Source organism: Avibacterium paragallinarum, assembly GCF_900450705.1.
Classification (GTDB): Bacteria; Pseudomonadota; Gammaproteobacteria; order Enterobacterales; family Pasteurellaceae; genus Avibacterium; species Avibacterium paragallinarum.
This window is the reverse complement of sequence record NZ_UGHK01000001.1, coordinates 321,541-347,954: the sequence shown is the minus strand read 5'-3', so window position 1 is coordinate 347,954 and position 26,414 is coordinate 321,541. Positions and strand designations below refer to the sequence as shown.

Here is a 26,414-nt window from a genome sequence, read left to right as displayed (position 1 = left end):
TTTTCCAAATTGGAAAAAATAAAAAAGCTGAAACGCTTTTTTTAATAAGTAGCGAGTCAAAATGCCCCATGGCATCTTATTTTGAGAATAAGAAAGCTTAGGCTTCCCGCAAGGCACCCGACTTATTTTTTTAACCTCCTATTGAAGGTATAGATTAAATGACAAACACGCCTGTAAATCCAATCAACAACGCAACTAACGATTATTATCTCAACCGTCAAAATGCGATGGAATCAAACGTTCGTAGTTATCCTCGCAAACTCCCTCTCGCCATTGCCAAAGCCAAAGGCTGCTGGGTAACGGATGTGGAAGGGAATGAATATTTAGATTGCTTAGCTGGTGCAGGAACATTAGCCCTCGGGCATAATCACCCAGCGGTGATCCAAGCTATTCAAGACGTATTAAGCAGTGGTTTACCGCTTCATACATTAGATTTAACCACGCCATTAAAAGACGCATTTACCGAAGAACTGCTTTCTTTCTTCCCGAAAGATCAGTATCGCTTGCAATTCTGTGGCCCTTCTGGTGCTGATGGCACAGAAGCAGCGGTAAAACTTGCTAAAACTTACACGGGGCGTGGTAATGTTATCGCATTCTCTGGTGGTTACCACGGAATGACCCACGGTTCATTGGCGATGACAGGCAACTTAAACGCGAAAAACGCGGTACAAAACTTAATGGCAGGCGTGCAATTTATGCCTTATCCGCACGAATATCGTTGTCCATTAGGCTTAGGTGGTGAAGCAGGTGTTGATGCTTTAACCTATTATTTTGAAAACTTTATTGAAGACGTTGAAAGCGGTGTGGTAAAACCTGCAGCCGTGATTCTTGAAGCCATTCAAGGGGAAGGCGGTGTGGTTACTGCGCCAGTGAAATGGTTACAAAAAATCCGTGAAGTGACTAAAAAACACGGCATTGTGTTAATTCTAGATGAAGTACAAGCGGGCTTCTGCCGTTCAGGTAAAATGTTTGCCTTTGAACACGCGGGCATTGAGCCTGACATCGTGGTGATGTCAAAAGCGGTAGGTGGAAGTTTACCATTAGCCGTGCTAGCCATTCGCAAAGAATTTGACGCGTGGCAGCCAGCAGGACACACAGGAACTTTCCGCGGTAACCAAATGGCAATGGCAACAGGCTATGCTTCACTCAAAATTATGCGTGAGCAAAACCTCGCACAAAATGCGGTGGAACGTGGGGATTTCTTACAAACTGAATTGAAAAAACTCGCTCAGCAATATCCTTGTATCGGCAACGTGCGTGGCCGTGGTTTAATGATCGGGATTGAGATTGTTGATGAGCGTAAACCACAAGATCGCATTGGTGCTTATCCAGCAGATGGCGAACTGGCTGCGGCAATCCAAAAAGCCTGCTTTAACAATAAGTTATTGTTAGAACGTGGCGGTCGTGGTGGTAACGTGGTGCGTCTGCTTTGCCCACTCATCATCACCCAAGCGGAATGTGAAGAATTAATCAAACGCTTTACGCAATCTGTTGCTGACGCGTTAAAAGCCGTGCGTGGCTAATTGTTCATTTAGCTAACTGGGGTGTGTAACGCCCCTTTTAGCTATTTTTCTCTCAATTATCTTTCAGGAAATTCTCAATGGTCGATTTCGCAAAACACAAACAATCCCTTCTTTGCAATGATCCACAATCTATCGCTGATTATGAAAAAAATATGGCAACAGCAATAAGTGCGGTAGGAAATTGGCTCAAAAATAACAAAATGTACACTGGCGGCAGCATTAAACAGCTACGCGAAGAAATAGCTTTTCAACCTTCTGAACAAGGTTTTGGCTTAGAAAAATCCTTAGATCGCTTAACGGAATTATTCTTAAATAAAAGCCTAAAAGTGCATCACCCTCATTCTTTAGCGCACTTACATTGCCCAACTATGGTGGCAAGCCAAGTGGCAGAAGTGTTTATTAACGCCACCAACCAATCAATGGACTCTTGGGATCAAAGCCCAGCAGGTTCATTAATGGAAGTGCAATTGATCGAATGGTTGCGTGAAAAAGTGGGCTACGGCAAAGGCGATGCGGGCGTGTTCACCTCTGGCGGCACACAATCGAACCTAATGGGTGTGCTACTGGCACGAGATGCTTGCGTAGCAAAACACTGGAAAAATGCCGAAGGCAAAGAATGGTCGGTGCAACAAGATGGCTTGCCAGCCGAAGCCTTGCAACGGGTCAAAGTGCTATGTTCAGAAAATGCACATTTTTCAGTGCAAAAAAATATGGCAATGATGGGAATGGGATTCCAATCTGTTGTGAGCGTGCCTTGTAATGAAAATGCACAAATGGACGTCAATGCCTTGGCGGAAATTTTGGCAAATCTCAAAGCGGAAGGAAAATTAGTGGCGTGCATTGTGGCAACCGCAGGTACAACGGACGCAGGGGCAATCGATCCACTCAAAGACATTCGTAAATTGGCTGATCAGTATGATGCGTGGCTACACGTTGATGCCGCGTGGGGCGGGGCATTACTGCTTTCCAATGAATATCGCCATTGGTTAGACGGCTTAGAACTGGCAGATTCCGTTACCCTTGATTTCCACAAACACTTTTTCCAAAGCATTTCTTGCGGTGCGTTTTTGCTTAAAGATCCGCAAAATTATCGTTTTATTGATTACAAAGCGGACTACCTAAATTCAGAATATGACGAAGAACACGGCGTACTAAACTTGGTGGCAAAATCACTGCAAACCACACGCCGTTTTGACGCATTAAAATTATGGTTCACCGTAGAAGCCCTTGGCGAAGAACTTTACGGCTCAATGATCGACCACGGGGTAAAACTCACACGTGAAGTGGCGGATTACATCAAAGCCACAGAAGGCCTTGAATTATTAGTTGAACCGCAGTTCGCTTCGGTGTTATTCCGTGTCAATCCTGCGAACTACCCAGCGGAATTTATTGATAATCTCAATCAAAATATCGCAGATGAATTGTTCGCCCGTGGTGAAGCTAATATTGGGGTAACGAAAGTCAATGGCGTACAAGCCTTAAAAATGACCACCCTTAGCCCAATTGCCACCCTTGAAAACGTGCAAGCCTTGCTCGCTCAAGTGCTGGAAACTGCCGATAACATCAAAGATGCGATCGTGGCCGGCAATTATGTGCCAGCGATTGATTGATCATAATCGACAAAATTGATTTTGTTGCCATAAAAGGGGACTTTTAGAGCAATGCTTTGATGCAAAGGCTGTATAGAATGAAACCTATTCAGCCTTTATAGGAAAACTTAACCTAGATTACGAGATAGCTTTTGTAGTAGTCGATCCATTGCTCGATAAGAGAGGGCTTCGGCTAAGTGGGGGCGTTGAATTTGTGCTTCATTATTTAGATCGGCGATGGTGCGTGCGACTTTTAAAATGCGGTGGTAAGCACGCACTGAAAGCCCTAATTGGGTTAAGGTGTTTTCTAAAAAAGCCCCATCTTGTGCGGAGATTGCACAATCCCGTGCGATTTCTTTACTGGTGAGATGGGCGTTAATTTTTCCTGCACGAGCGAATTGTTGTTCACGAACCTGTAAAATCTTTGCTCTCACCTGTTCGCTGGTTTCCCCTTTATTTTCAATTTGTTGTAGCGTGCCTTTGGGAAGCAATGGTACTTCAATGGATAAATCAAAGCGATCTAAAAATGGTCCCGAAAGGCGATTTAAATAACGCATTACCTGCTGGGGGGAGGTGCGATTATGTACGCCCGTGTAATGCCCTGTGGGGCTAGGGTTCATTGCGGCAATAAGCTGAAATCTAGCGGGAAAACAAATTTTTGCATTGGCACGCGAAATAATAATTTCCCCACTTTCTAACGGCTGACGTAATGCGTCAAGCACTTTGCGATCAAATTCGGGCAGTTCATCTAAAAATAGTACGCCATTATGTGCTAGGGAAATTTCGCCTGGTCTTGGGATTGTTCCCCCACCCACTAAAGCAGGTAAGGAGGCACTATGGTGTGGCGAACGGAAAGGGCGTTGTTTCCAATTATGAAAATTCAGCTCATTTTGCACTAAACTGGTTATGGAAGCGGTTTCAATGGCTTCTTGTTCCGTCATCTCAGGCAACAGCGTGGTTAAACGGCTGGCGAGCATTGTTTTGCCCGTGCCAGGTGGGCCGAGTAGGAGCAAATTATGTTGCCCTGCTGCGGCAATGGTTAAGGCTCGTTTAGCGTGCTGTTGTCCGATAATATCTGTGAGATCTTGGGGATTTTTGCAAGAAAAATCTACCGCACTTGGTGTCGTGAAATCTGAGGCAAGGGGGAGTTTTAATGTATCATTAAGAAACTGTACCACTTCAAGCAAATTTTGAGCGATGTAACTCTCTTGATCAGCGACTAGGGCGGCTTCATTTGCGTTGGATTTCGCAATTATGGTACGACGCTTTACCTTTCTTGCAGCTAAAATCGCAGGAATAATGCCGTGTACGCCACGCAGATGTCCCGTTAAAGCCAACTCGCCTAATAACTCAAATTGTTTGAGCACTTGAGGATTTACTTGATCGGAAGCGGCTAAAATGCCAATTGCAATGGGCAAATCAAACCGTCCACCGTCCTTAGGTAAATCCGCAGGGGCAAGATTCACGGTAATTCGCTTGGCAGGATATTTGAAATTGGCATTTAATAACGCACTTCGCACGCGATCTTGTGCTTCTTTCACCGTTTTTTCTGGTAATCCCACAAGGGTAAAACCTGGCTTTCCGTTGCTTAAATGCACCTCAATGGTAACTAAGGGAGCTTGAACCCCCATTGACGCACGACTGTAAACGATAGCTAATGACATTGATACTATTTTTGATTTATGGAATAGCTCTGTAAGATAATGCAATAAGTAATAAAGAAAAGAGTTATTATATTTTTTTGCGATCTAGATCGAGAGATAATTTTGAATGGGGCTGTCCTAGATAACAACTAAAAAATCTATTTAGGTTAGAATGAACCAATGAGAAAAAGTCGTCTAAGTCAGCACAAACAAAATAAACTCATTGAGCTATTTGTTGCAGGTGTTACTGCAAGGACAGCAGCAGAGTTAGTCAATGTAAACAAAACGACTGCCGCATATTACTTTCATCGTTTATGCCAACTCATCTATCAAAACAGCCTTCACTTAGAGATGTTTGAAGGTGAAATTGAAGCCGATGAAAGTTATTTTGGCGGTGCTCGCAAAGGCAAACGTGGTCGTGGTGCGGCAGGGAAAATTGCGGTATTCGGGCTTCTCAAGCGCAATGGCAAGGTTTATACCGTTGCGGTTCCAAATACGCAATCTGCCACCTTGTTACCCATTATTCGGGAGCAGGTAAAGCCTGATAGTATTGTTTACACCGATAATTATCGTAGTTATGACGTGCTTGATGTGAGTGAATTTAGTCATTTTCGTATCAATCACAGCACACATTTTGCTGAAAATCATAACCACATTAACGGAATTGAGAATTTTTGGAGCCAAGCAAAACGCCATTTACGCAAATTTAATGGTATCCCAAAAGCGCATTTTGAGCTTTATTTAAAGGAATGTGAATGGCGTTTTAATTACAGCAACATAAAAAGTCAAATTTCTATTTTAAAACAATTGGTTAAAGGGAGTTTAGTCTAGTTATCTAGGACAGCCCTAAAATAGATAAAGGAAATAGTTCTATATAATACGGATAATTTTTTATTATTGTGTTCTTCATCACAAAAAAGAAAAAACATAATAGCATTAATAAATCTGATAATTGAAGGGGCTGTCCTAGATAACAACTAAAAAATCTATTTAGGTTAGAATGAACCAATGAGAAAAAGTCGTCTAAGTCAGCACAAACAAAATAAACTCATTGAGCTATTTGTTGCAGGTGTTACTGCAAGGACAGCAGCAGAGTTAGTCAATGTAAACAAAACGACTGCCGCATATTACTTTCATCGTTTACGCCAACTCATCTATCAAAACAGCCTTCACTTAGAGATGTTTGAAGGTGAAATTGAAGCCGATGAAAGTTATTTTGGCGGTGCTCGCAAAGGCAAACGTGGTCGTGGTGCGGCAGGGAAAATTGCGGTATTCGGGCTTCTCAAGCACAATGGCAAGGTTTATACCGTTGCGGTTCCAAATACGCAATCTGCCACCTTGTTACCCATTATTCGGGAGCAGGTAAAGCCTGATAGTATTGTTTACACCGATAATTATCGTAGTTATGACGTGCTTGATGTGAGTGAATTTAGTCATTTTCGTATCAATCACAGCACACATTTTGCTGAAAATCATAACCACATTAACGGAATTGAGAATTTTTGGAGCCAAGCAAAACGCCATTTACGCAAATTTAATGGTATCCCAAAAGCGCATTTTGAGCTTTATTTAAAGGAATGTGAATGGCGTTTTAATTACAGCAACATAAAAAGTCAAATTTCTATTTTAAAACAATTAGTTAAAGGGAGTTTAGTCTAGTTATCTAGGACAGCCCCTAATTGAATTCCTCAATTAATCTAAGCAAACTAGAGATGAGTGAATAAGTTGTTGCTCTTAAATATCATTAATTTAACCTAGTATGAGGTGCTATTATGAAAATTAAACATCTTTTTCTTTCTCTTGCGGCTTCTTTAACCTTATTAGCTAATCCTGTCTTCGCTAAAGATCTCACCATAGGAATGTCTATCGATGATTTACGTTTAGAACGCTGGCAAAAAGATCGTGATATTTTTGTGAAAAAAGCAGAAAGTTTAGGTGCAAAAGTATTTGTTCAATCTGCAAATGGAGATGCCACTGCACAAATTTCACAAATAGAAAATATGATTAACCGTAATGTGGATGTTTTGGTGATTATTCCATTTAATGGTGAAGTGTTAGGGAATATTATTGGTGAAGCAAAACGTGAAGGGATCAAAGTATTAGCTTATGATCGATTAATTAATAATGCAGATTTAGATTTTTATGTTTCTTTTGATAATGAAAAAGTAGGAGAATTACAAGCACAAAGTATTGTTGATGTGAAGCCTGAAGGAAATTATTTTTTAATGGGAGGTTCTCCTGTTGATAATAATGCGAAATTATTCCGAAAAGGACAAATGAAAGTGCTTCAACCTTTAATTGATAGTGGAAAAATTAAAGTGGTTGGCGATCAATGGGTAGATTCTTGGTTAGCTGAGAAAGCCTTACAAATTATGGAAAATGCTTTAACCGCAAATAAAAACAATATTGATGCCGTTGTTGCATCTAATGACGCAACTGCGGGTGGTGCTATTCAAGCATTAAGCGCACAAGGGTTGTCTGGTAAGGTTGCCATTTCAGGGCAAGACGCCGATCTCGCCGCAATTAAGCGTATTATACAAGGCACACAAACGATGACGGTGTATAAGCCAATTACAAAATTAGCGGATAAGGCCGCTGAAATTGCAGTACAGCTTGGTAAAAATGAAAAGCCAGAATCTAATGCAGTATTAAATAACGGACTAAAAGATGTGCCTGCCTATTTATTAGCACCAATTGCAGTGACTAAAGATAACGTTGAAGAAACCATTATTAAAGATGGCTTCCATAGCAAAGAGCAAATTGAAAAATAATATTGCTAAACCTTTGTAGTTAAATATAAAAGTGCGGTTAAAAAATGATCTGCCCCCAAAAAGTTAGACTATATTCTAATTTCATTCAAGGACTGAGTTCTGTATTCCACAGGGCTTAGTCCTTTGAGCTTCACTTGAATACGCTCATTGTTGTAGTAATGAATGTACTCGTGAATCACTTTTTCAAGCTGTTCAAAGGTTTCAAACCGCTTGCCAAAGTAACATTCCGTCTTCAATCGCCCGAAAAAGCTTTCCATCGCACCATTATCAAGGCAATTGCCTTTTCTCGACATACTTTGCGTAATACCGTGTTTTTTCAATATCTCCCGATAACCCATCATTTGATACTGCCACCCTTGGTCGGAATGCAGTATCGGTTTTTCCCCCGCTAATCGGTTCACCGCCTGGGTCAACATTCTGGTTATCTGCTCAAAATTCGGACTTCTCGCCACATCATAAGCAATAATTTCGTTATTAAACAAGTCTTTAATCGGCGATAAATACACTTTGCCTTCCGCACATTTGAACTCGGTGATATCCGTTACCCACTTCTCATTCGGCATCGTTGCCGTAAAATCCCGTTGCAACAGATTATCGGCAATGTGTCCCACTTTGCCTTGGTAAGAACGATATTTTTTCTGCTTACTTTTTCCTTTTAACCCCAAACGTTGCATTATCGCTTGCCCCCTTTTGTGGTTGATAATCAAGTATTTCCTTAATTCCAAGGTAATTCGACGATAACCATAATTTTCGTCATTTTTGCGATAAATTTCCTCTATTTTCTGTGAAATCGCTACATTTTTATCCGACTTTGGCTTGAGATGATAAAAGAACGAACTGCGTGCCAATCCGATTAGCCTGAGTAACAATTCCAACGGGAAACGCAAGCGTAAGGCATTTACGATGACGGCTTTTTCTGCATTTTTTGTTGGTTGAGTTCCTGCAACTTTTTTAGCATTGCATTCTCCGCTTCTAATTCCAAAATTCGGTAACGCAAGCGTTCTTCTTCTGTTTTGGGCGTTGGTGGCATTTTAGGTGAGTTGAGTTTCATACTTGGACGACCTTTAGGTTTGAGTAATAACCCATCTATACCTTGTTTTTCAAAGCGTTGCAACCATTGACTAATTATCCCTGAACTGGGGATATCAAAGCGAAAGCAGGCGGCTTCAGCGGAGCACTGGCCTTTTTTGATAGCTTGAATAACCTTTAATTTAAACTCAACAGAATAACATCGTTTTTTACCTAACACAGCTAATCCATTGATTCCATTATGATTAAATTTCGCAATCCAACGTGCTAACGTGCTTTGGGGAAGCTGAAAATACTGGCGAGTAAGCGAACGGTTTTTTCCATTTTGATGATAAAAGTCGAGCACTTGTTGTTTGAAACGTTGAGTATATTTAGTCATAAAAAATCTGCACCTTAATCAGTTGGTTATTTAGTCCAACTTTTGGGGTGCAGATCAAAGCACTTTTAAATGTGAATTTTTATGCGTACAAAGGGGCATTTTCCCCTTAGCTTTCTCTGTTTTTTGCGGGTGTTTTTTTCTTGAGCGATTGCACGCCGTCTAAAATAATCAACCCCATTCCCAGTATTAGAGAGATCAATAAAGGGGCGTTGTCAGGATCGATTTTTTCCCCAATGACAAAAGAGACCACTAGCATCATTATAGGTTCAGCGTAGCCCAATATCCCCAACACATTGATAGGTAATAAACTACTGGCGGCAATATAGGCGTTAAAGGCAACACCGCTAATTAAGCCCAACAAAAGTAGCAAGGTGAGAATATTCGGGTTTTGTAACCGCACTGCTGCCAAATCAACTTGGCTGGCAAAATAGAAACAGACGGGTAGCGTCATCACCATTTCAATGGCGAAGCTGGTAATGTCATTGAAGCCAAACCATTTCCGCGACATAAAATAAATGGCATAAGTGCATACCGCGAGGCTTTCCCAAGAAAAGCCGCCGTTGAGAATAATCGTGGTGAGAATGCCAATACCAGCGATCAGGATTGCACTGAATTTCAATCGCGAAATTTGCTCATTAAAGAAAAATCGCCCCACTGCCACCATTACAAGAGGGAGCAGCAAATAGCCAAGAGAAACGCTTAACGCCCCGCCGTTATTGGGTGCCCAAAGGAAAAGCCACATTTGAAAGCCCATAATGCTCCCATTAAACAGCAACACAAAAAGTAGCCAAGGCTGACGTTTGATGCGTTTAAAATGTTGAATTAGCATATATTTTTGCTTAAAAATGAAAATCGCCGCGATAACAAATGGCGTGGTGAAAATTACGCGATAGCCAAAAATATCCTCCCCGTCTAAGGGCAATAAAAAGGTAGAAAAATAATACAAATAACCAAACAACGCAGAGGCAAGTAGCGAAAATGTAATCCCTTTTAGCATAGCAGCACCAAAAATAGCGAAAAATCTGACCGCACTTTACCCCAAGAGCAGCCAAAATGCACGAACTAAGGGCAAATTTAACAGGTTCTTTTGCACGCAAATGCCCAAATCAAAGGGCTGCACGGGCGTGTCAATGGCTAATGTGGAAACTTGCAAATTGAGCGGGCTGTTTTGGATCACCACATCGGGCAACAACGCCACACCACAACCTAATGCCACCATTGACACAATCCCCTCGTGTCCTGCAACAGTGGCATAAATTTTCGGCTGCTTAATTTTTTTCTGCTGAAACCACTGATCGATCCGCTGCCGTGCGGGGCCTTCTACGGGCAGAATAAAGGGTACATTCTGCCAATCAATGGGGGATTGTTGCAATAATTGCGTGGTGGCACAAGCAACCCGCGGAGCGATGAGCGACAGCGTAATATCATCAATATGATGAAACATCACATTGGGCGGCAAATTCGCAGGTCGCCCTGCTAAGGCTAAATCCACCTGCTGACGTTGAATCATCTCCAACGCCACCGCGGGATCGCCCGTTGTGAGCTGAATTTCCACTTTGGGATAATGGGAACGGAATTTTTCTAACATTGGTGGCAGGTGGCTGTATGCGGCAGTAACCGAGCAAAACAGGCGTAGCTCCCCTTGTAACTCTTGCTGATTGGAACGAAATTGTTGTTTTAAGGATAGCCATTGTTGCCATTGCGGATAAGCAAATTGCAAAAATAGTTCGCCTGCAGGGGTGAGCGAAACCTTGCGATTATCACGTAATAACAATGGTTCACCCAGCTCTTCTTCAAGCCGTTTAATCTGACGCGAAAGGGTGGAGGGCGACATATAATGCTGCCCTGCTGTTTTAGCGAAATTTTTGTTTTCCGCTAGGTCGATAAAGAGTTTGAGATCTTGGAAATTCATTGGTTTTTCTCAATAAAAAGAAGTTTTATTGTAGCAACTGTATTCCGCTAAAAAGCAAAAATTCATAAAAAATTACCGCACTAATCTCCCCTAACCCCTCTTTACAAAAGAGGAGAACATTCTTTATTCGTTATTTATATCTAAGACAAAAACAACACATTATTTCAAAGGAAAAGTAATTTTCCCTCGTGCCAGCTCCCTCTCTTTTGTAAAGAGGGATTAGGGAAGATTATAATTGCAAAAATCGCAACATTAAGTGCGAATAATATCAATTTACGCAATGTTTAGAAAGCGTATAATGTGTTGCTATATTGTTATGCTTATAGCAACTGTATTCAGCTAAAAAGCAAAAATACAAATTCGTTAATTAAAGTGCGTGAGCGTCCCATTGCGAGTCATCGCGGACAATCGCATTTAAAATGGTGAGAAGCTTACGCATACAGGCGTTAATCGCCACTTTGAACGCCTTACCATTAGCACGTAAGCGTTCGTAAAATTGTTTGAGTTTAGGCTCAAAACGCACACAAACAAATGTTGCCATATACAGTGCATTTCGTACGGCTTTGCGACCACCTGAACAGCGGCTTTTCCATTTGGTGTTGCCACTTTCTTTAGGATGGGGTGCAACACCAACAAGTGAAGCGATTTGTTTATGTGTGTATTGACCTAACTCAGGCAACATTGACATCAAAACGGCTATTGTTTGTGTACCCAACCCTTTGATGTCTTTAAACTTTTTTATTGTATCGTCAAAATGTTTGAGATGCTGTTCGATTTCCCTATCCAGCTCATCAATACGCAGGCTGAGATAGTCGATATGCTGTTCAACACTGAATACTTGTGTGGAATGAACTTGTTCAAGGCGGTTTTTCTCCGCAAAACGCATTTCAACAAGCTGATTACGGCGTGAAACAAGGGCTTCAAGCTGTTCCTGCTCGGGAGTGGGTGGTATGTAAAGCTGCTGTGCTACATTATCACGCATTGCGAGCATTTGGGCGTAAAAAGCCAACATTTTGGCATCTTTATTGTCGGTTTTTGCTAGTGATTGCGACATCGCAAACTGATTGGTTTGTCGCGGGTTAGCAATCACCACACGAAAGCCTGTGCGGTGGAGTGCTTTAGCTAATGGGAGTTCAAGCCCACCGGTGCTTTCAAGGACAATTAAGTCCACACTGAAACGACGTAAATACTCAATGGTATGTGCAATCCCTTTCGGATTGTTGGTTTCGGTTTTTGTTCGTTTTTGGGTAGAAAGCCCAATGACGAAATGACGTTTAACAACATCAATACCACAATAAGTTTGTTCATTCATCATTAACCTGCCTTGCATTCGGGTTTAAGTCTGGCAACTGTTCGGTTTTTTGGTGAAATGTTATCTGCTCTCATTGCTACAACTCGGTTTGTTGCTTGGGGCGGACGCGAGATGCAGATAACGGGGTTTTGTTGCTATTTTATATTAATTTTAATATACAAGGGCGGACACCTAGGTCCGCCCCTACTCTCGATAAACTCAACATTAACCAAAAGGATTCAAAATGGCTAATTATTTCAATACATTAAACTTACGCCAACAGTTAGATCAGTTAGGACGTTGCCGTTTTATGGCGCGTGAAGAATTTGCAGACGAAGCGAATTTCTTAAAAGGCAAAAAAATTGTGATTGTGGGCTGTGGAGCTCAGGGATTAAACCAAGGCTTAAATATGCGTGATTCTGGCTTAGATATCAGCTATGCCTTACGCCCAGAAGCCATTGCAGAAAAACGTGCGTCTTTCCAACGTGCCACCGAAAATGGCTTCAAAGTGGGCACTTATCAAGAATTAATCCCCACTGCGGATTTGGTGATTAACTTAACTCCAGACAAACAACACAGCAAAGTGATCGCTGATGTGATGGGCTTGATGAAAGAAGGGGCGGCGTTGGGCTATTCGCACGGTTTAAACATCGTTGAAGTTGGCGAGCAAATTCGTCCTGATATTACCGTTGTGATGGTTGCACCAAAATGCCCAGGTACGGAAGTGCGTGAAGAGTACAAACGCGGTTTCGGTGTACCAACACTTATCGCGGTTCACCCTGAAAATGACCCGAAAGGCGAGGGTATGGCGATTGCGAAAGCTTGGGCGGCGGCGACAGGTGGTCATCGTGCGGGCGTGTTGGAATCTTCATTCGTTGCGGAAGTGAAATCAGACTTAATGGGCGAGCAAACCATTCTTTGCGGTATGTTGCAAGCAGGTTCAATCCTTTGCTATGACAAATTAGTAGCAGACGGCAAAGACCCTGCTTATGCTGGAAAATTGGTGCAATACGGTTGGGAAACTATCACCGAAGCGCTAAAACAAGGCGGTATCACTTTAATGATGGATCGCTTATCTAACAGCGCAAAATTGCGTGCCTTTGAACTTGCGGAAGAAATTAAGCAAGAACTAGACTTCTTATTCAAAAAACATATGGACGACATTATCAGTGGCGAGTTTTCTCGTGTGATGATGGAAGACTGGGCAAACGGCGATGCAAACCTATTAAAATGGCGTGAAGAAACCGGCAAAACTGGCTTTGAAAACGCACCAAAAGCGGACGGCATTAAAATCAGCGAGCAAGAATATTTTGATAATGGCGTGTTAATGGTGGCAATGGTTAAAGCAGGCGTGGAATTGGCGTTCGATACCATGGTTTCAGCAGGTATTTTTGAAGAATCTGCTTATTATGAATCCTTACACGAATTACCATTAATCGCCAACACCATTGCACGCAAACGCTTATACGAAATGAACGTGGTAATTTCAGACACTGCGGAATACGGTAACTATTTATTCGCTAATGTGGCAACCCCAATTTTAGCCAAAACGGTAATGCAACATTTACAACGCGGTGATTTAGGTGAACCAACACCAACAGTGGAAATCGACAACATCACCTTACGCGATGTGAATGACGCAATCCGCAACCACCCAATCGAGCTAATCGGGCAAGAATTGCGTGGTTATATGACAGATATGAAACGCATTTCTTCACAAGCAGAATAACGCTGTAAAACCTAAAAGCCAGCATTAATGCTGGCTTTTACCGCTGATACCCTATCGCTTTTATAAAACCACAATATTACCTTAATTATTAGTGTAAAATGGTAATCCTTAGTTAAGATTATTAATCCAAATAAAAGATTTAATGCATTATTAAACTAGCCCTCTAACCAATCTACAATGACATATTGTAGGCTTATTTTTATGTTACTGAATTTTTTCTTTCACCTTCACCTCAGATTTTTGCTGTAGTTTTCCATCTGCGGAAAAAACAAAATCGCTTGTATATTTGTTGAACGTGTTTTCGGCATAGCCGCCCCATTCGCCCGCAAGCGTACGCTGTCCGCCGCCGTAAACAGGCAAGGTTGCACCATCAATTTCTTTGTTGATATATTGATTAAACCACAGGTTTAACTCACGCCGCATTTGGGCGATCTGTTGTTGATAATCTGGGTTATCAATTTGGTTATGGTATTCATCAGGATCGTTACGCAGATCATAAAATTCATAAGGCCCATCAGGATAGCGATGAATATATTTAAAAGATCGATTGCGGATCATTCGGGTTGGACCATATTCATCAAAGATCACAAGATGATTTTCTTCTAATGAATCTGATGGATCTTGTTTTAATAGAGAAGCAAAACTTTTTCCTGGATAACGTACCTGTGGCTGATCTTCATCACTGATATTGAGGTATTCCAACAAGGTATGGCGGAAATCATAATGGCTCAGCAGGTTATCTATTTCACTGGTTGATAAATGATTTTTATGATAAAGAATAAACGGCACTTTTACCGACGTGTCGAACATATTCACAGGGCTTGTGCCATTCCCTTTACCAAAAATACCGTGATGTCCCATATTCATACCGTTATCACTGGTGAAAATGATGAGCGTGTTTTCTAAAATGCCTTTTTCCTCAAGTGCGGTGATAATTCTTCCAATATTAAAATCCATTGCGGTTAAGGCTGCGAAATATCCCCTTAACACTTCTAATCGTTCTTGTTCATCACCTTCAAAGGTTTCATAAATTTTCCAAGGGTGATAAGGATCTCGTGGGCAAGATTCAAATTGACAATCTGCATAAAGATCCCGTATTTCCTGTGGGTGGTTTTTTCGATCCCAAGGGGAATGTGGGGCGGTATAACTTAGATTGAGAAAAAATGGCTGATCGGCATTATGTACTTTCTCAATAAAGTCTAGCCCATAATCGGTGATTTTATCTGTAATGTAGTCGGGTTCTTCAATTAATATACCATCTCGGTACATTGGCGCATTGAAGTAAGGGCCGCCGCTACGCTGATGGGAATACCAATAATCAAAACCACATTGTGGAGTATCTGCCATACCTAAATGCCACTTGCCACTCATTGCACAAAGATAATTATGCTGTTTTAAGCGATCCACAAAAGTCGATTGCCCTTTTAAATAATGTTCTGTGGTCGCACCATTTTCCCATTCTTCCAACCAGTCGTGGATCCCGTGTTGAGAAGGGATTCTACCGGTAAAAATTGAGGCTCTCGCAGGGGAGCAAACAGGGGAAACACAAAAGAAATGGTTAAATTTTTTACCTTGCTGCGCTAATTTATCAATATTGGGCGTAATCGCCTCTTTATTCCCATAGCAACCAAGCACCCAATAGCCTAAATCATCGGCAACAATTAAAACCACGTTAGTTTTTTTCATTATTGCCTACTCCTAACATCGTTTTGATATTTTGAAAGCCTTTAAAACCAACAATAAAAATCGTGCAAATATACCAACTTAGCCCGAATAAGATGAGTCCTTTCCAAAAGAGAATGATTAAATCTGTCATATTTCCCCCTTATTTGCGTAACGCATTTTTCAATAATGAACCAACAATCATTGCAATCCAAGCAAAGACAAAGGCAGCAATACCCGAATAATAAGGGCCAATTTTTGCCGCAATAGGTTCAAGTGCAGGAATCTGCTGTGCGATTAAGTAAGAAAGTGGCGTTAAAGCGCCCACAACAATGGTGGCATAAGCCCCCCAGTTATTGGCTTTTTTGAAATAACAAGCTGAAATTAACAGGGTGGAAACAGCAACGGAATAAATGGTTGCTGTGAGTGTCATATATACCCACAAGTCGCTTTTTAATGGATACCACAACCCATAGAACAGTAAGAAAACCCCAATTAATGCCACTAATACGCGATTAACAGCAATGGATTTACGTTCTGACCATTTATTTTTATGGAAAATAATCAATATGTCATTGTAAATAACACTTGCCCAACCTAATAAATAAGAGGAGTTTGTGGACATATCTGCCGCCAACATAGCTGCGACAAGCAAACCAATGATCCCTGTTGGAATCACAATAGAAAGCATTGTTGGCATTGCTTGGATTGGTTTTCCGCCCACACTTTCTAAACTCACGAAAGCTAACGCGGCAACACCCCACATCACAGGGATTAATGAACGTACGATATAAAATAAACTGGTGCGTGTGTACATTTTTTTCGCAACATTGGCATCTTTTGCTGACAACACGCGAGAAACTATTGTTTGCCAAGTAAGTACCGTCGCAGTAAGCACTAAAGCAGTGTAAAGCACATATTGCCAACCAAGATTAGGATTAACAAAAGGATTAATACCACCAGCACCATAATTAGAAATTGCCGTATCAAATAACGTATCCCAGCCCACCTGATAGAATATCGTACAAGTGGTTAGCACCAAGCCAACACTCATTAAAATAAACTGCATATAATCGGTAACCAGAACGGAGAGCATTCCGCCTAAAATGGTATATAACGCCACCACAAGCAATAAAATGGTCATCGTGATTTCTAAATATTCTGGTTTAAGCCCAGCCACAGCAACTAAAAATTCACCCCCTGTGCGTAAGAAAACGCCCATATTCAGCAAGCCACCAAGCACAATGACCACACCAGCAGCCCAACGAACTTTTTTACCAAACTTATGTTCAAAGAACTCTGGAATAGTTACCACACCCGCTTTGCGTAAAGGTTCAATACAAAATCCTGTTTTCCCTACGGTGAACATTACAATGGTCATAATTAATCCCACCGTTGCACCCGCAAAACCGTATTTATAGCCAAGCTGTGCTGCCGCCATACAGGTTATAATGCCAAACTCAGTAGCGGCTAAAGAGGCAATCCCAACGTGCAAATCCACATTTCTGATCTGCACCCCAAAAGTTGGACTAAATAACCAACTGATTAAGGTGCAGATTTTTTATGACTAAATATACTCAACGTTTCAAACAACAAGTGCTCGACTTTTATCATCAAAATGGAAAAAACCGTTCGCTTACTCGCCAGTATTTTCAGCTTCCCCAAAGCACGTTAGCACGTTGGATTGCGAAATTTAATCATAATGGAATCAATGGATTAGCTGTGTTAGGTAAAAAACGATGTTATTCTGTTGAGTTTAAATTAAAGGTTATTCAAGCTATCAAAAAAGGCCAGTGCTCCGCTGAAGCCGCCTGCTTTCGCTTTGATATCCCCAGTTCAGGGATAATTAGTCAATGGTTGCAACGCTTTGAAAAACAAGGTATAGATGGGTTATTACTCAAACCTAAAGGTCGTCCAAGTATGAAACTCAACTCACCTAAAATGCCACCAACGCCCAAAACAGAAGAAGAACGCTTGCGTTACCGAATTTTGGAATTAGAAGCGGAGAATGCAATGCTAAAAAAGTTGCAGGAACTCAACCAACAAAAAATGCAGAAAAAGCCGTCATCGTAAATGCCTTACGCTCGCGTTTCCCGTTGGAATTGTTACTCAGGCTAATCGGATTGGCACGCAGTTCGTTCTTTTATCATCTCAAGCCAAAGTCGGATAAAAATGTAGCGATTTCACAGAAAATAGAGGAAATTTATCGCAAAAATGACGAAAATTATGGTTATCGTCGAATTACCTTGGAATTAAGGAAATACTTGATTATCAACCACAAAAGGGGGCAAGCGATAATGCAACGTTTGGGGTTAAAAGGAAAAAGTAAGCAGAAAAAATATCGTTCTTACCAAGGCAAAGTGGGACACATTGCCGATAATCTGTTGCAACGGGATTTTACGGCAACGATGCCGAATGAGAAGTGGGTAACGGATATCACCGAGTTCAAATGTGCGGAAGGCAAAGTGTATTTATCGCCGATTAAAGACTTGTTTAATAACGAAATTATTGCTTATGATGTGGCGAGAAGTCCGAATTTTGAGCAGATAACCAGAATGTTGACCCAGGCGGTGAACCGATTAGCGGGGGAAAAACCGATACTGCATTCCGACCAAGGGTGGCAGTATCAAATGATGGGTTATCGGGAGATATTGAAAAAACACGGTATTACGCAAAGTATGTCGAGAAAAGGCAATTGCCTTGATAATGGTGCGATGGAAAGCTTTTTCGGGCGATTGAAGACGGAATGTTACTTTGGCAAGCGGTTTGAAACCTTTGAACAGCTTGAAAAAGTGATTCACGAGTACATTCATTACTACAACAATGAGCGTATTCAAGTGAAGCTCAAAGGACTAAGCCCTGTGGAATACAGAACTCAGTCCTTGAATGAAATTAGAATATAGTCTAACTTTTTGGGGGCAGATCAAAACAAAGCACGTTATTTACTTGGTTTGGATAGTCTGAACGGCCAGTACACACAATGGCATCAGGACGAACGGCTTTTGCAAGTGGTGGTAGAATTTCTGGTTCTGGATTAGCAAGTGCGAGAATAAGCGGATCTCTTGCCATAGTTTTAACCATTTCTTGGGTTAATGCCCCTGCGGCGGAACAGCCAAGGAAAATATCACAATTCGGCATTGCATCTGCCAAGGTACGCGTGCCGTTATCTTCAATGGCGTAAAGCTTTTTGGTTTCGTCCATTCGCTCATCACGGCCTTTGAAAATCACTCCTTTGGAATCGCACACGGTGATGTGTTCTTTTTTCATTCCAAGGGAAACTAGCAAGTTCAAGCAAGCGATAGACGCCGCACCCGCACCTGAAGCCACCAGTTTGACGTCCTCAATTTTTTTATTCACAATGCGTAGCCCATTGATGACCGCAGCCGCTGAAATAATGGCTGTGCCGTGTTGATCATCGTGGAATACAGGGATCTTCATTCGCTCACGCAATTTTTGTTCAATATAAAAACATTCTGGCGCTTTAATATCTTCAAGGTTGATCCCACCAAAGGTTGGTTCAAGTGCGGCGATAATGTCCACTAATTTATCAGGATCTTTCTCGTCGATCTCAATATCAAACACATCTACGCCAGCGAACTTTTTAAAGAGAACGCCTTTCCCTTCCATTACAGGTTTACCTGCTAATGCCCCAATATTGCCTAAACCTAGCACGGCTGTGCCATTAGAAATTACCGCAACAAGGTTACCGCGTGCAGTGTATTTATACGCGGTAGAGGGGTCTTTTTCAATTTCTAAACAAGGTTCTGCTACACCCGGTGAATAGGCTAGCGCGAGATCGCGTTGTGTGGCGAGGGATTTGGTTGGGGTAACTTCAATTTTTCCCGGTTTTGGAAATTCGTGGAAATCCAGTGCGGCTTGGCGTAATTGTGCGTCCATAAAACATTCCTTATAACAATATAAAAGTTTAGTAAGAATAAATTTTGCACCTTATTATAGGTGAAAAAATCAGAAAAACTGTGATACAGCACACATTATTTACAAAATCAACCACACATTCGCTTTTGAGTAAAATTAGAGATTTATATTGAGTTGCTGTACAATGTTTCCCTTATTTAATAAGGAATATTACGAATGCGATTAGATAAATTTTTAGCCGAGCAAACGGGATTAACACGCTCGCAAGCCAATAAAGCCCTGCGTCAAAGTGCGGTGCAAATTAATGGCAAAATTGAGAAAAGCGGGGCGGTGAAAGTGAGTGCGGAAGATGAAATTTATTTTGAGGGGCAACGTCTGAGCTGGTTGGAGGCGGGGCAGTATTTGATGCTAAATAAGCCGCAAGGCTATGTGTGTTCGCACGATGAGGGGGATTACCCTACGATTTATCAATTCTTTGATTACCCTTTAGCTGGCAAGTTGCACAGTGCGGGGCGTTTAGATGTGGATACCACAGGGCTGGTATTGCTCACTGATGATGGACAATGGTCGCATCGCATTACTTCGCCGAAATACCATTGCGAAAAGACCTATTTAGTTACCCTCGCCGATCCTGTGGAAAGCCATTATCAGCAAGCCTGTGAAGCGGGCATTTTGCTCCGCGGCGAAAAAACAGCGACTAAGCTTGCGAGGTTAGAAATTATTGATGATTACAATGTCAATCTCACCATTAGCGAGGGGCGTTATCATCAAGTGAAGCGGATGTTTGCTGCTTTAGGGAACAAAGTCATTGCGTTACATCGGTGGAAAATTGGCGATGTGGTGCTTGATGAGCAGTTAGCGGAGGGGGAATATCGCCCGCTTTCTTCGCAGGAATTGGCAGCATTGAAATAAGGAGCAATTTTGACCACCATACCCGCAGTTGTGAAGCCAAGCGTGATTTTTATTTTAACGCTGGGTATTTTATCAATGTTACCCGCCCTTGGGGTGGATATGTATTTGCCCGCCTTTTTGCGGATCAGCCAAGATTTGCATATTGACGCAGAGGAAGTACAGCATACACTCACCTTTTTTGCTTACGGTTTAGCCATCGGACAGCTCTTTTGGGGGCCAGTGAGGGATAGCTATGGGCGTAAGCCCGTGGTATTGGTGGGGGCGTTGATGCGAGATCTCTTCAGCAAAAATGATTTTTCTCGCATAATGTCCACGATCACCTTAGTCTTTATGCTTGCTCCTTTAGTTGCCCCTATTATTGGTGGCTATTTGGTCGCCTATTTTCATTGGCATTCAATCTTCTATGTCATCGCCACAATGGGTTTTTTAAGTGCCTTGCTGGTGTTTTTTATCATTCCAGAAACCCATAAAAAAGAAAATCGCATACCTTTGCGTTTGAACGTGGTAGTACGCAATTTTGTGAGCCTAGGTAAGAAAAAAGAAGTGCTAGGCTATATGTTTATGAGTGCCTTTGGCTTTGGTGGAATGTTCGCTTTTTTAACCGCTGGATCGATTATTTATATCGGGATCTATGGCGTGTCTGAACAGCATTTTGGCTACTTTTTTATGCTCAATATCGGCGTGATGACGCTCGGCTCATTTTTAAACGGGCGTATGGTGAGTAAGCTCGGTACAGAAAAAATGTTGCAAATCGGGCTTGGCATTCAATTTGTTGCTGCCTTGTGGTTATTAGTGGTTTATTTCGCTGATTTAGGCTTAATGCCGATGGCGATCGGTGTTGCCCTTTTTGTGGGACAAAATCCTCTGATTAGCTCGAATGCAATGGCGTCAATTTTAGAAAAATTTCCTGCAATGGCGGGTACAGCAAATTCAATGGTAGGGAGCGTACGCTTTGGGGCTGGAGCTTGTATTGGTTCGCTAGTGGCATTAATGAAAATTGACAGTGCAGCACCAATGTTGCTGACAATGGTGGTTTGCTCGTTCTTCGCAGTGGGGTGTTATTATTTTCTCACCTATAGACAGGAATAGTTGAATGTCTTTCACTTTGACCGAGCGGTCTTTTGCTTGCCGAACATTGATAGAGAAAGCAAAGAGGACGTATGAAGATTAGCCAAGCGGCGAAAGAAACGGGCTTGTCTGCCAAACAAATTCGTGATTATGAAAAAGCGGGATTGCTCCTAACCCCTATGCGAACCCTAGCGGGCTACCGTCGCTATTCCGCACAGGATTTAAGCCAATTACGCTTTATTAGCAATGCACGCAAAGTTGGGTTTTCGTTGCAACAAATTCGCCAATTATTGAAATTAAATCAAGATCCCCACCGCACGAGCCGAGAAGTGAAAGCCATCACCGAACAGCATATTGCGGAATTAAAAGACAAAATTGCCAGCTTGCAAGAAATGTTAGTCTTACTCCAACGCTGGCATTGTTCTTGTCAAGGCAACGACAGCCCTGATTGCTCCATTCTTTCAGGGCTAGGGAAAGAAATAACTCCGTCTTTTTCGGTAGCTGAAGATGAAAAAGTGTAGCTATCATTGCTGAACTTTCTCATTCTTTACCAGTCTATATGAGCGATTTATAACGCTTTGTGTTTTGGGAATGATCGGACAAAGCATTCCCTTTTGTATCAATAATACTCTTATTTAGGAGATAAAAGTGCGGTTGTTTTCTCGCTTAAAATTGAAAAGCTCAACCTTAATTGCATTGGTTGCGTTTTATTTTACCCTTGTATTAAATTTTGCTTTTTACAACAAAGCCTTAACCCTACACCCATTTACTGGCAAGGCAGAAGATTATTTTCTCTTAACCATTCCATTATTCATTTTCTTCACTCTTAATGCGGTTTTTCAGCTTTTTGCGTTGCCGATTTTGCATAAAGTGATTATGCCTGTTTTATTGATAATCAGTGCCGCGATCAGCTATCAAGAAATTTTTTATGATGTGCATTTCAGTTCAGAAATGCTAGATAACGTGTTACAAACCACGCCCGCTGAAAGTATGAGAATGCTCACTTGGCAATACCTCACTTGGATTGCGGTATTTGGGATTTTACCTGCTTTCTTATATGTGATGGTAAAGATTGATTACCGCACTTGGTGGAAAGAAACTGTTGTGCGTCTTGGCTTAATTCTGTTCTCGGGAGTGGTGATTTTGGGCATTGCTAAAGGATTTTATCAAGATTACGCTTCTTTCGTGCGTAATAATAAATCAGAAATGAGCTTGTTATTACCCTCTAATTTTATTAGTGCAAGTGTAAATAAAGTGAAACAAGTACGTGAAGCTAACCGCCCTTATGAATATATTGGTTTAGATGCAAAGCAGAATAAACCTGATTCCTATCGTCATTTAACAGTGATTGTCGTGGGGGAAACCACGCGAGCACAAAATTGGGGACTAAATGGCTATGCACGTCAAACTACGCCAAAACTTGCTGCACGTGGTGATGAGGTGATTAATTTTAATTCCGTGTCGAGCTGTGGCACATCAACGGCGGTTTCTGTACCTTGTATGTTCTCATTTTTGACGAAAGATCAATATGATGCTGGCAGAGTCCAAAAAATGGATAATCTTCTTGATGTGTTGCAGCGTGCAGGCATAAATATTTTTTGGTTGGAAAATAACAGTGATTGCAAAGGCGTTTGTTTACGCGTGCCGAATGAAACCATTCAAGCGAACAAACCGACCTTGAAAAATTATTGTACTGACGGCGAATGTTTAGATGAAGTGATGTGGCCTGATGTGGATAAAATTCTTACACAAGCGGGCAAAGATGGGAAAGATACCGTACTCATTTTACACACCATTGGTAATCACGGGCCAACCTATTATGAACGCTACACCCCGGAGTTCAAAAAGTTTGTGCCAACGTGCGATACCAACCAAATTCAAACTTGTAGCAATGAACAGTTAGTCAATACTTATGACAATAGTATTCTATACATCGACAATTTCCTCAATACCTTAATTGCAAAATTGGAGCACCGCGATGATTTAGAAAGTGCGATTTATTATGTTTCCGATCACGGTGAATCCCTTGGCGAAAACGGTATTTACTTGCACGGCACGCCTTACGCCATTGCACCAGCCTATCAAACTCGCGTGCCGATGATCTTCTGGTTCTCAAAAAACTGGAAACAGAATGAGGGCGTGGACTTGGATTGCTTACGCCACAACGCCAGCACACAACATTATTCCCACGATAATTTATTCAGCACGGTGCTTGGAATGATGGATATGGAACTCAACACAAATATTTATAATAGGACACTAGATATTTTAGCAAGTTGTCGAAAAACACATTAAAAATGTTATTGGTATAGATTTTGTTGGTTAAATTGATAGTTATTGTTTTTTTAACGAATAACTATCAATTTTTTTATTATGTAAGCTCTATTTTTGTGAAGAGCGGGCGAATTGGGCGGCTTCTTCAATCAGTGCATCGCTTGGGCGTTGGTGGGTGTAAAGCACAAATTGTTCCACCGCTTGTAATGTCATCACCTCTGCCCCAGAAATAATTTGTTTGCCCTGTTGCTGGGCATATTGAATAAGCGGGGTTTCCGCTGGCATTGCGACAACATCAAAAATCACATTAGCTTGCGTTATCATTGCGGCGGGAAAAGCAAGATCTTGCTCTTCTTTACCACCTTTCATTCCGATAGGGGTAACATTAACTAAGATCTCAGCCTGTTGCTCTGCTAGATCTTGGAGATAGGCATAGCCGTATAAATCCGCCAAGTAACGCCCTGTTTTAGGATTGCGTGCATAGACTTTGAGCTGGCTAAATCCAGCATTTTTAAAGGCTGCCACAACGGCTTTCGCCATTCTGCCACTGCCCTGAACAATCACGGAGGCATTGCGATCTAATTGATATTTCTCGATTAATTTGGCAATGGCGATGTAATCAGTGTTGTATGCCACGAGATGCCCATTATTATTGACAATCGTATTCACCGATTCAATGGCTTGGGCGGAGGGATCAATTTCGTCCACAAAGGGCATACAGCTTTCTTTAAACGGCATTGATACCGCACAGCCACGAATGCCCAATGCACGCACGCCTTTCACCGCATCGCCAATGTTCTCTGTGGTAAAGGCTTTATAAATAAAATTTAGCCCGAGTTTTTGGTAGAGGTAATTGTGGAAAAATGTCCCCGTATTGCCTGGTCGCCCTGCCAATGACATACATAATTGAGTATCTTTGTTAATCATTTTGCTTTCCTTTAAATATTAATATTGTCATCAATAAAATATTGATCCATTTCAAAAGCGGGTTTTGCCGCTTTGTCTTTGCCGATGGTTTTTGATGGTACGCCTGCCACGGTGGTAAACTCAGGCACTGCTTGCAATACAACGGAATTTGCCCCGATTTTGGCATAGCGTCCAATTTCGATATTGCCGAGAATTTTCGCTCCCGCACCGATCATCACGCCTTCACGCACTTTCGGGTGGCGGTCACCTGACTCTTTGCCTGTTCCGCCCAGCGTAACTCCTTGCAAAATGGAAACATCATTTTCGATTACGGAGGTTTCGCCCACGACGATCCCCGTGGCGTGGTCGAACATTATGCCACAGCCGATTTTTGCGGCGGGGTGAATATCAACATCAAAGGCAACGGAAATTTCATTTTGTAAATAAATGGCAAGGGCTTTGCGGTTTTGTTGCCATAAATAATGCGTGATGCGATAGCTTTGCAAAGCGTGGAAGCCTTTTAGATAAAGCAGTGGCGTTGTCCATAATTCCACAGCGGGGTCGCGGTGGCGTACCGCTCGAATGTCGCAGGCGGCACTGGCGATAATATCGGGTTCGGCTTGATAGGCTTCTTCAATAACTTCTCGTAACGTAATGGCTGGCATGATGGGATTTGCCAGTTTATTGGCTAGAATATAACTTAACGCATTCCCTAAATTTTGATGTTTCAAAATCGTGGAATGGAAAAAACTCGCTAACATTGGTTCACATTCGGCGAGTTCTTTGGCTTCTTGGCGAAGTAATGTCCAAACCTCAGCGGGCATTTTATTCTCCTTTTCGTTCACGTCCGAGCAGGATCGCGACAACATCTTGTGCATTTTTTCCACAAAATAGCACTTGATAAATTTGTTCGGTAATCGGCATTTCCACCCCTTGCCGTTGTGCCAGTAAATAGGCTTCTTTGGTGTTATAAAAACCCTCTACCACTTGCCCGATTTCGGCTAAGGCGGCTTCGGTGGTTTTGCCTTGCCCGAGCATTAAGCCGAAGCGGCGGTTGCGGGATTGATTATCCGTGCAGGTCAGTACTAAATCGCCAAGCCCTGACATTCCCATAAAGGTGTTAGGATTTGCCCCTAAAGATTCACCCAATCGGCTAATTTCAGCCAGCCCACGTGTGATCAACGCGGTGCGTGCATTTGCCCCGAAGCCCATTCCGTCTGACATTCCAGCCCCAATGGCGATGACGTTTTTGATCGCTCCGCCCAGTTGCACACCTGTCATATCTTGATTGAGATAGACGCGGAAATGTTTACTACAATGAATACGGGCTTGGAGGGCTTCGGCAAAAGCGTGATCCTGCGAGGCGAGGGCGATGGCAGTGGGCAAGCCCTCAGCTAATTCTTTGGCGAATGTCGGTCCAGACAGCACTGCGAGGGGGTATTGCGTGCCGAGTTTTTCTTCCACCACCTGTTGCAATAATCGCCCCGTATCCCGCTCTAAGCCTTTGGTCGCCCACACGATGCGATGATGCGGTTGTAAGTGCGGTCGGATTTTTTCCAGAATTTCACCGAAAACGTGGCTCGGCACAACGATGAGTAAATCGCGTGATTTTCTGACCGCACTTTCTAATTTGCTTTCAATTTCCAGTGCCGTAGGAAAGGGAATGTTAGGCAAAAAGGCTTGGTTGCAACGCTGTTGTGCGAGCTGTTGCATATGCTCGGGGTTATGCCCCCAAAGATAGGTGGGGTAGCCATTACGCGAGAGGGCGATGGCTAATGCTGTGCCATAAGACCCCGCTCCGATAACGCTAATAGGCTCGCTCATCATCATTCTCCTGAAGATAAGTGAAA

The 26,414-nt window shown here is 42.2% G+C and carries 22 protein-coding genes and 1 pseudogene; 11 read left to right on the top strand and 12 right to left on the bottom strand.

Features of this window, described 5'->3' with window-relative positions:
• The first annotated feature begins 158 nt into the window (after window positions 1-158).
• Window positions 159-1,523: a diaminobutyrate--2-oxoglutarate transaminase gene (locus tag DXZ23_RS01930; RefSeq protein ID WP_017806314.1), complete on the top strand. Its 1,365-nt coding sequence runs from the start codon at window positions 159-161 to the stop codon at window positions 1,521-1,523.
• Window positions 1,524-1,600: 77 nt separating this feature from the next.
• Complete coding sequence (locus tag DXZ23_RS01925) at window positions 1,601-3,133, top strand: pyridoxal phosphate-dependent decarboxylase family protein (RefSeq protein ID WP_017806315.1); 1,533 nt, start codon at window positions 1,601-1,603, stop codon at window positions 3,131-3,133.
• A gap of 107 nt (window positions 3,134-3,240) precedes the next feature.
• Here DXZ23_RS01925 and DXZ23_RS01920 read toward each other — a convergent pair whose 3' ends face one another.
• Window positions 3,241-4,776 carry a YifB family Mg chelatase-like AAA ATPase gene (locus tag DXZ23_RS01920; protein WP_021723493.1) on the bottom strand — a complete coding sequence of 512 codons (1,536 nt, stop codon included), beginning with the start codon at window positions 4,774-4,776 and terminating at the stop codon, window positions 3,241-3,243.
• Window positions 4,777-4,935: 159 nt separating this feature from the next.
• Between DXZ23_RS01920 and DXZ23_RS01915 the strand changes: the two genes are divergently transcribed.
• From DXZ23_RS01915 to xylF, 3 genes are all read left to right on the top strand, one after another.
• The gene (locus DXZ23_RS01915) at window positions 4,936-5,586 is read left to right on the top strand and encodes an IS1595-like element ISHpa1 family transposase (protein WP_017805439.1); all 651 of its coding nucleotides are present in this window, start codon (window positions 4,936-4,938) and stop codon (window positions 5,584-5,586) included.
• 177 nt (window positions 5,587-5,763) lie between these two features.
• On the top strand, window positions 5,764-6,414 hold the full coding sequence (locus DXZ23_RS01910; RefSeq protein WP_035695512.1) for an IS1595-like element ISHpa1 family transposase: 651 nt from the start codon (window positions 5,764-5,766) through the stop codon (window positions 6,412-6,414).
• Window positions 6,415-6,527: 113 nt separating this feature from the next.
• Window positions 6,528-7,526, top strand: a complete 999-nt coding sequence (gene xylF / locus DXZ23_RS01905) for a D-xylose ABC transporter substrate-binding protein (protein ID WP_017806318.1) — start codon at window positions 6,528-6,530, stop codon at window positions 7,524-7,526.
• A gap of 68 nt (window positions 7,527-7,594) precedes the next feature.
• Here the strand turns inward: xylF and DXZ23_RS01900 are convergent.
• The 4 genes from DXZ23_RS01900 to DXZ23_RS01885 all read right to left on the bottom strand — a co-directional run bounded on the left by DXZ23_RS01900 (window position 7,595) and on the right by DXZ23_RS01885 (window position 12,161).
• A protein-coding gene (locus DXZ23_RS01900; RefSeq protein WP_114995390.1) for an IS3 family transposase occupies window positions 7,595-8,934 on the bottom strand; the annotation gives its coding sequence in 2 pieces (ribosomal slippage) (window positions 7,595-8,484 and window positions 8,484-8,934; 1,341 coding nt in all).
• A gap of 106 nt (window positions 8,935-9,040) precedes the next feature.
• Window positions 9,041-9,931, bottom strand: coding sequence for an EamA family transporter RarD (gene rarD / locus DXZ23_RS01895; protein ID WP_017806319.1), 891 nt, complete (start codon window positions 9,929-9,931; stop codon window positions 9,041-9,043).
• A gap of 36 nt (window positions 9,932-9,967) precedes the next feature.
• Window positions 9,968-10,846, bottom strand: a complete 879-nt coding sequence (ilvY, locus tag DXZ23_RS01890; protein WP_017806320.1) for an HTH-type transcriptional activator IlvY — start codon at window positions 10,844-10,846, stop codon at window positions 9,968-9,970.
• Window positions 10,847-11,213: 367 nt separating this feature from the next.
• On the bottom strand, window positions 11,214-12,161 hold the full coding sequence (locus DXZ23_RS01885; protein ID WP_172457182.1) for an IS110 family transposase: 948 nt from the start codon (window positions 12,159-12,161) through the stop codon (window positions 11,214-11,216).
• A 220-nt stretch (window positions 12,162-12,381) separates the two neighbouring features.
• Between DXZ23_RS01885 and ilvC the strand changes: the two genes are divergently transcribed.
• Window positions 12,382-13,866 (top strand): ketol-acid reductoisomerase, encoded by a 1,485-nt coding sequence (gene ilvC / locus DXZ23_RS01880; protein ID WP_017806321.1) that lies wholly within the window; start codon window positions 12,382-12,384, stop codon window positions 13,864-13,866.
• A gap of 204 nt (window positions 13,867-14,070) precedes the next feature.
• Here ilvC and DXZ23_RS01875 read toward each other — a convergent pair whose 3' ends face one another.
• The 3 genes from DXZ23_RS01875 to DXZ23_RS01870 are packed head-to-tail and all read right to left on the bottom strand — an operon-like array spanning window position 14,071 to window position 17,044.
• A complete protein-coding gene (locus DXZ23_RS01875; RefSeq protein WP_172457179.1) occupies window positions 14,071-15,552 on the bottom strand; it encodes a sulfatase family protein in 1,482 nt (493 codons plus the stop codon).
• On the bottom strand, window positions 15,539-15,682 hold the full coding sequence (locus tag DXZ23_RS15315; protein ID WP_017806322.1) for a hypothetical protein: 144 nt from the start codon (window positions 15,680-15,682) through the stop codon (window positions 15,539-15,541). Before DXZ23_RS15315 ends, DXZ23_RS01875 begins: the two co-directional genes overlap by 14 nt.
• 9 nt (window positions 15,683-15,691) lie before the next feature.
• Window positions 15,692-17,044: a sodium:solute symporter family protein gene (locus DXZ23_RS01870; RefSeq protein WP_202950318.1), complete on the bottom strand. Its 1,353-nt coding sequence runs from the start codon at window positions 17,042-17,044 to the stop codon at window positions 15,692-15,694.
• 47 nt (window positions 17,045-17,091) lie between these two features.
• Between DXZ23_RS01870 and DXZ23_RS01865 the strand changes: the two genes are divergently transcribed.
• Window positions 17,092-18,431 (top strand): IS3 family transposase gene (locus tag DXZ23_RS01865; RefSeq protein WP_114995388.1). Its coding sequence is split into 2 segments (ribosomal slippage): window positions 17,092-17,542 and window positions 17,542-18,431, totalling 1,341 coding nucleotides; the frame shifts between segments, so codons are not numbered across the junction.
• Between the two features lie 22 nt (window positions 18,432-18,453).
• Here the strand turns inward: DXZ23_RS01865 and DXZ23_RS01860 are convergent.
• Window positions 18,454-19,425: pseudogene (locus DXZ23_RS01860) on the bottom strand (malic enzyme-like NAD(P)-binding protein); the annotation flags it as partial.
• Between the two features lie 195 nt (window positions 19,426-19,620).
• Here DXZ23_RS01860 and rsuA point away from each other — a divergent pair.
• The 4 genes from rsuA (at window position 19,621) to DXZ23_RS01840 (ending at window position 23,679) form a co-directional block, all read left to right on the top strand.
• The gene (gene rsuA, locus DXZ23_RS01855) at window positions 19,621-20,316 is read left to right on the top strand and encodes a 16S rRNA pseudouridine(516) synthase RsuA (protein ID WP_017806326.1); all 696 of its coding nucleotides are present in this window, start codon (window positions 19,621-19,623) and stop codon (window positions 20,314-20,316) included.
• 75 nt (window positions 20,317-20,391) lie between these two features.
• Complete coding sequence (locus DXZ23_RS01850) at window positions 20,392-21,405, top strand: Bcr/CflA family multidrug efflux MFS transporter (RefSeq protein ID WP_082188669.1); 1,014 nt, start codon at window positions 20,392-20,394, stop codon at window positions 21,403-21,405.
• A gap of 71 nt (window positions 21,406-21,476) precedes the next feature.
• Window positions 21,477-21,905 (top strand): Cu(I)-responsive transcriptional regulator, encoded by a 429-nt coding sequence (cueR, locus tag DXZ23_RS01845; protein WP_017806327.1) that lies wholly within the window; start codon window positions 21,477-21,479, stop codon window positions 21,903-21,905.
• Window positions 21,906-22,032: 127 nt separating this feature from the next.
• On the top strand, window positions 22,033-23,679 hold the full coding sequence (locus tag DXZ23_RS01840; RefSeq protein WP_017806328.1) for a phosphoethanolamine transferase: 1,647 nt from the start codon (window positions 22,033-22,035) through the stop codon (window positions 23,677-23,679).
• Window positions 23,680-23,766: 87 nt separating this feature from the next.
• Here the strand turns inward: DXZ23_RS01840 and DXZ23_RS01835 are convergent, their stop codons facing one another.
• Genes DXZ23_RS01835 through gpsA form a run of 3 tightly spaced genes read right to left on the bottom strand, consistent with a single transcriptional unit; the run spans window position 23,767 to window position 26,394 of the window.
• Entirely contained in the window at window positions 23,767-24,585 is an 819-nt protein-coding gene (locus DXZ23_RS01835) for a shikimate 5-dehydrogenase (RefSeq protein WP_017806329.1), read from the bottom strand.
• A gap of 11 nt (window positions 24,586-24,596) precedes the next feature.
• Window positions 24,597-25,388 carry a serine O-acetyltransferase gene (gene cysE / locus DXZ23_RS01830; protein WP_021723501.1) on the bottom strand — a complete coding sequence of 264 codons (792 nt, stop codon included), beginning with the start codon at window positions 25,386-25,388 and terminating at the stop codon, window positions 24,597-24,599.
• 1 nt (window position 25,389) lies between these two features.
• Window positions 25,390-26,394 carry an NAD(P)H-dependent glycerol-3-phosphate dehydrogenase gene (gene gpsA / locus DXZ23_RS01825; protein ID WP_035659943.1) on the bottom strand — a complete coding sequence of 335 codons (1,005 nt, stop codon included), beginning with the start codon at window positions 26,392-26,394 and terminating at the stop codon, window positions 25,390-25,392.
• Window positions 26,395-26,414 lie beyond the last annotated feature (20 nt).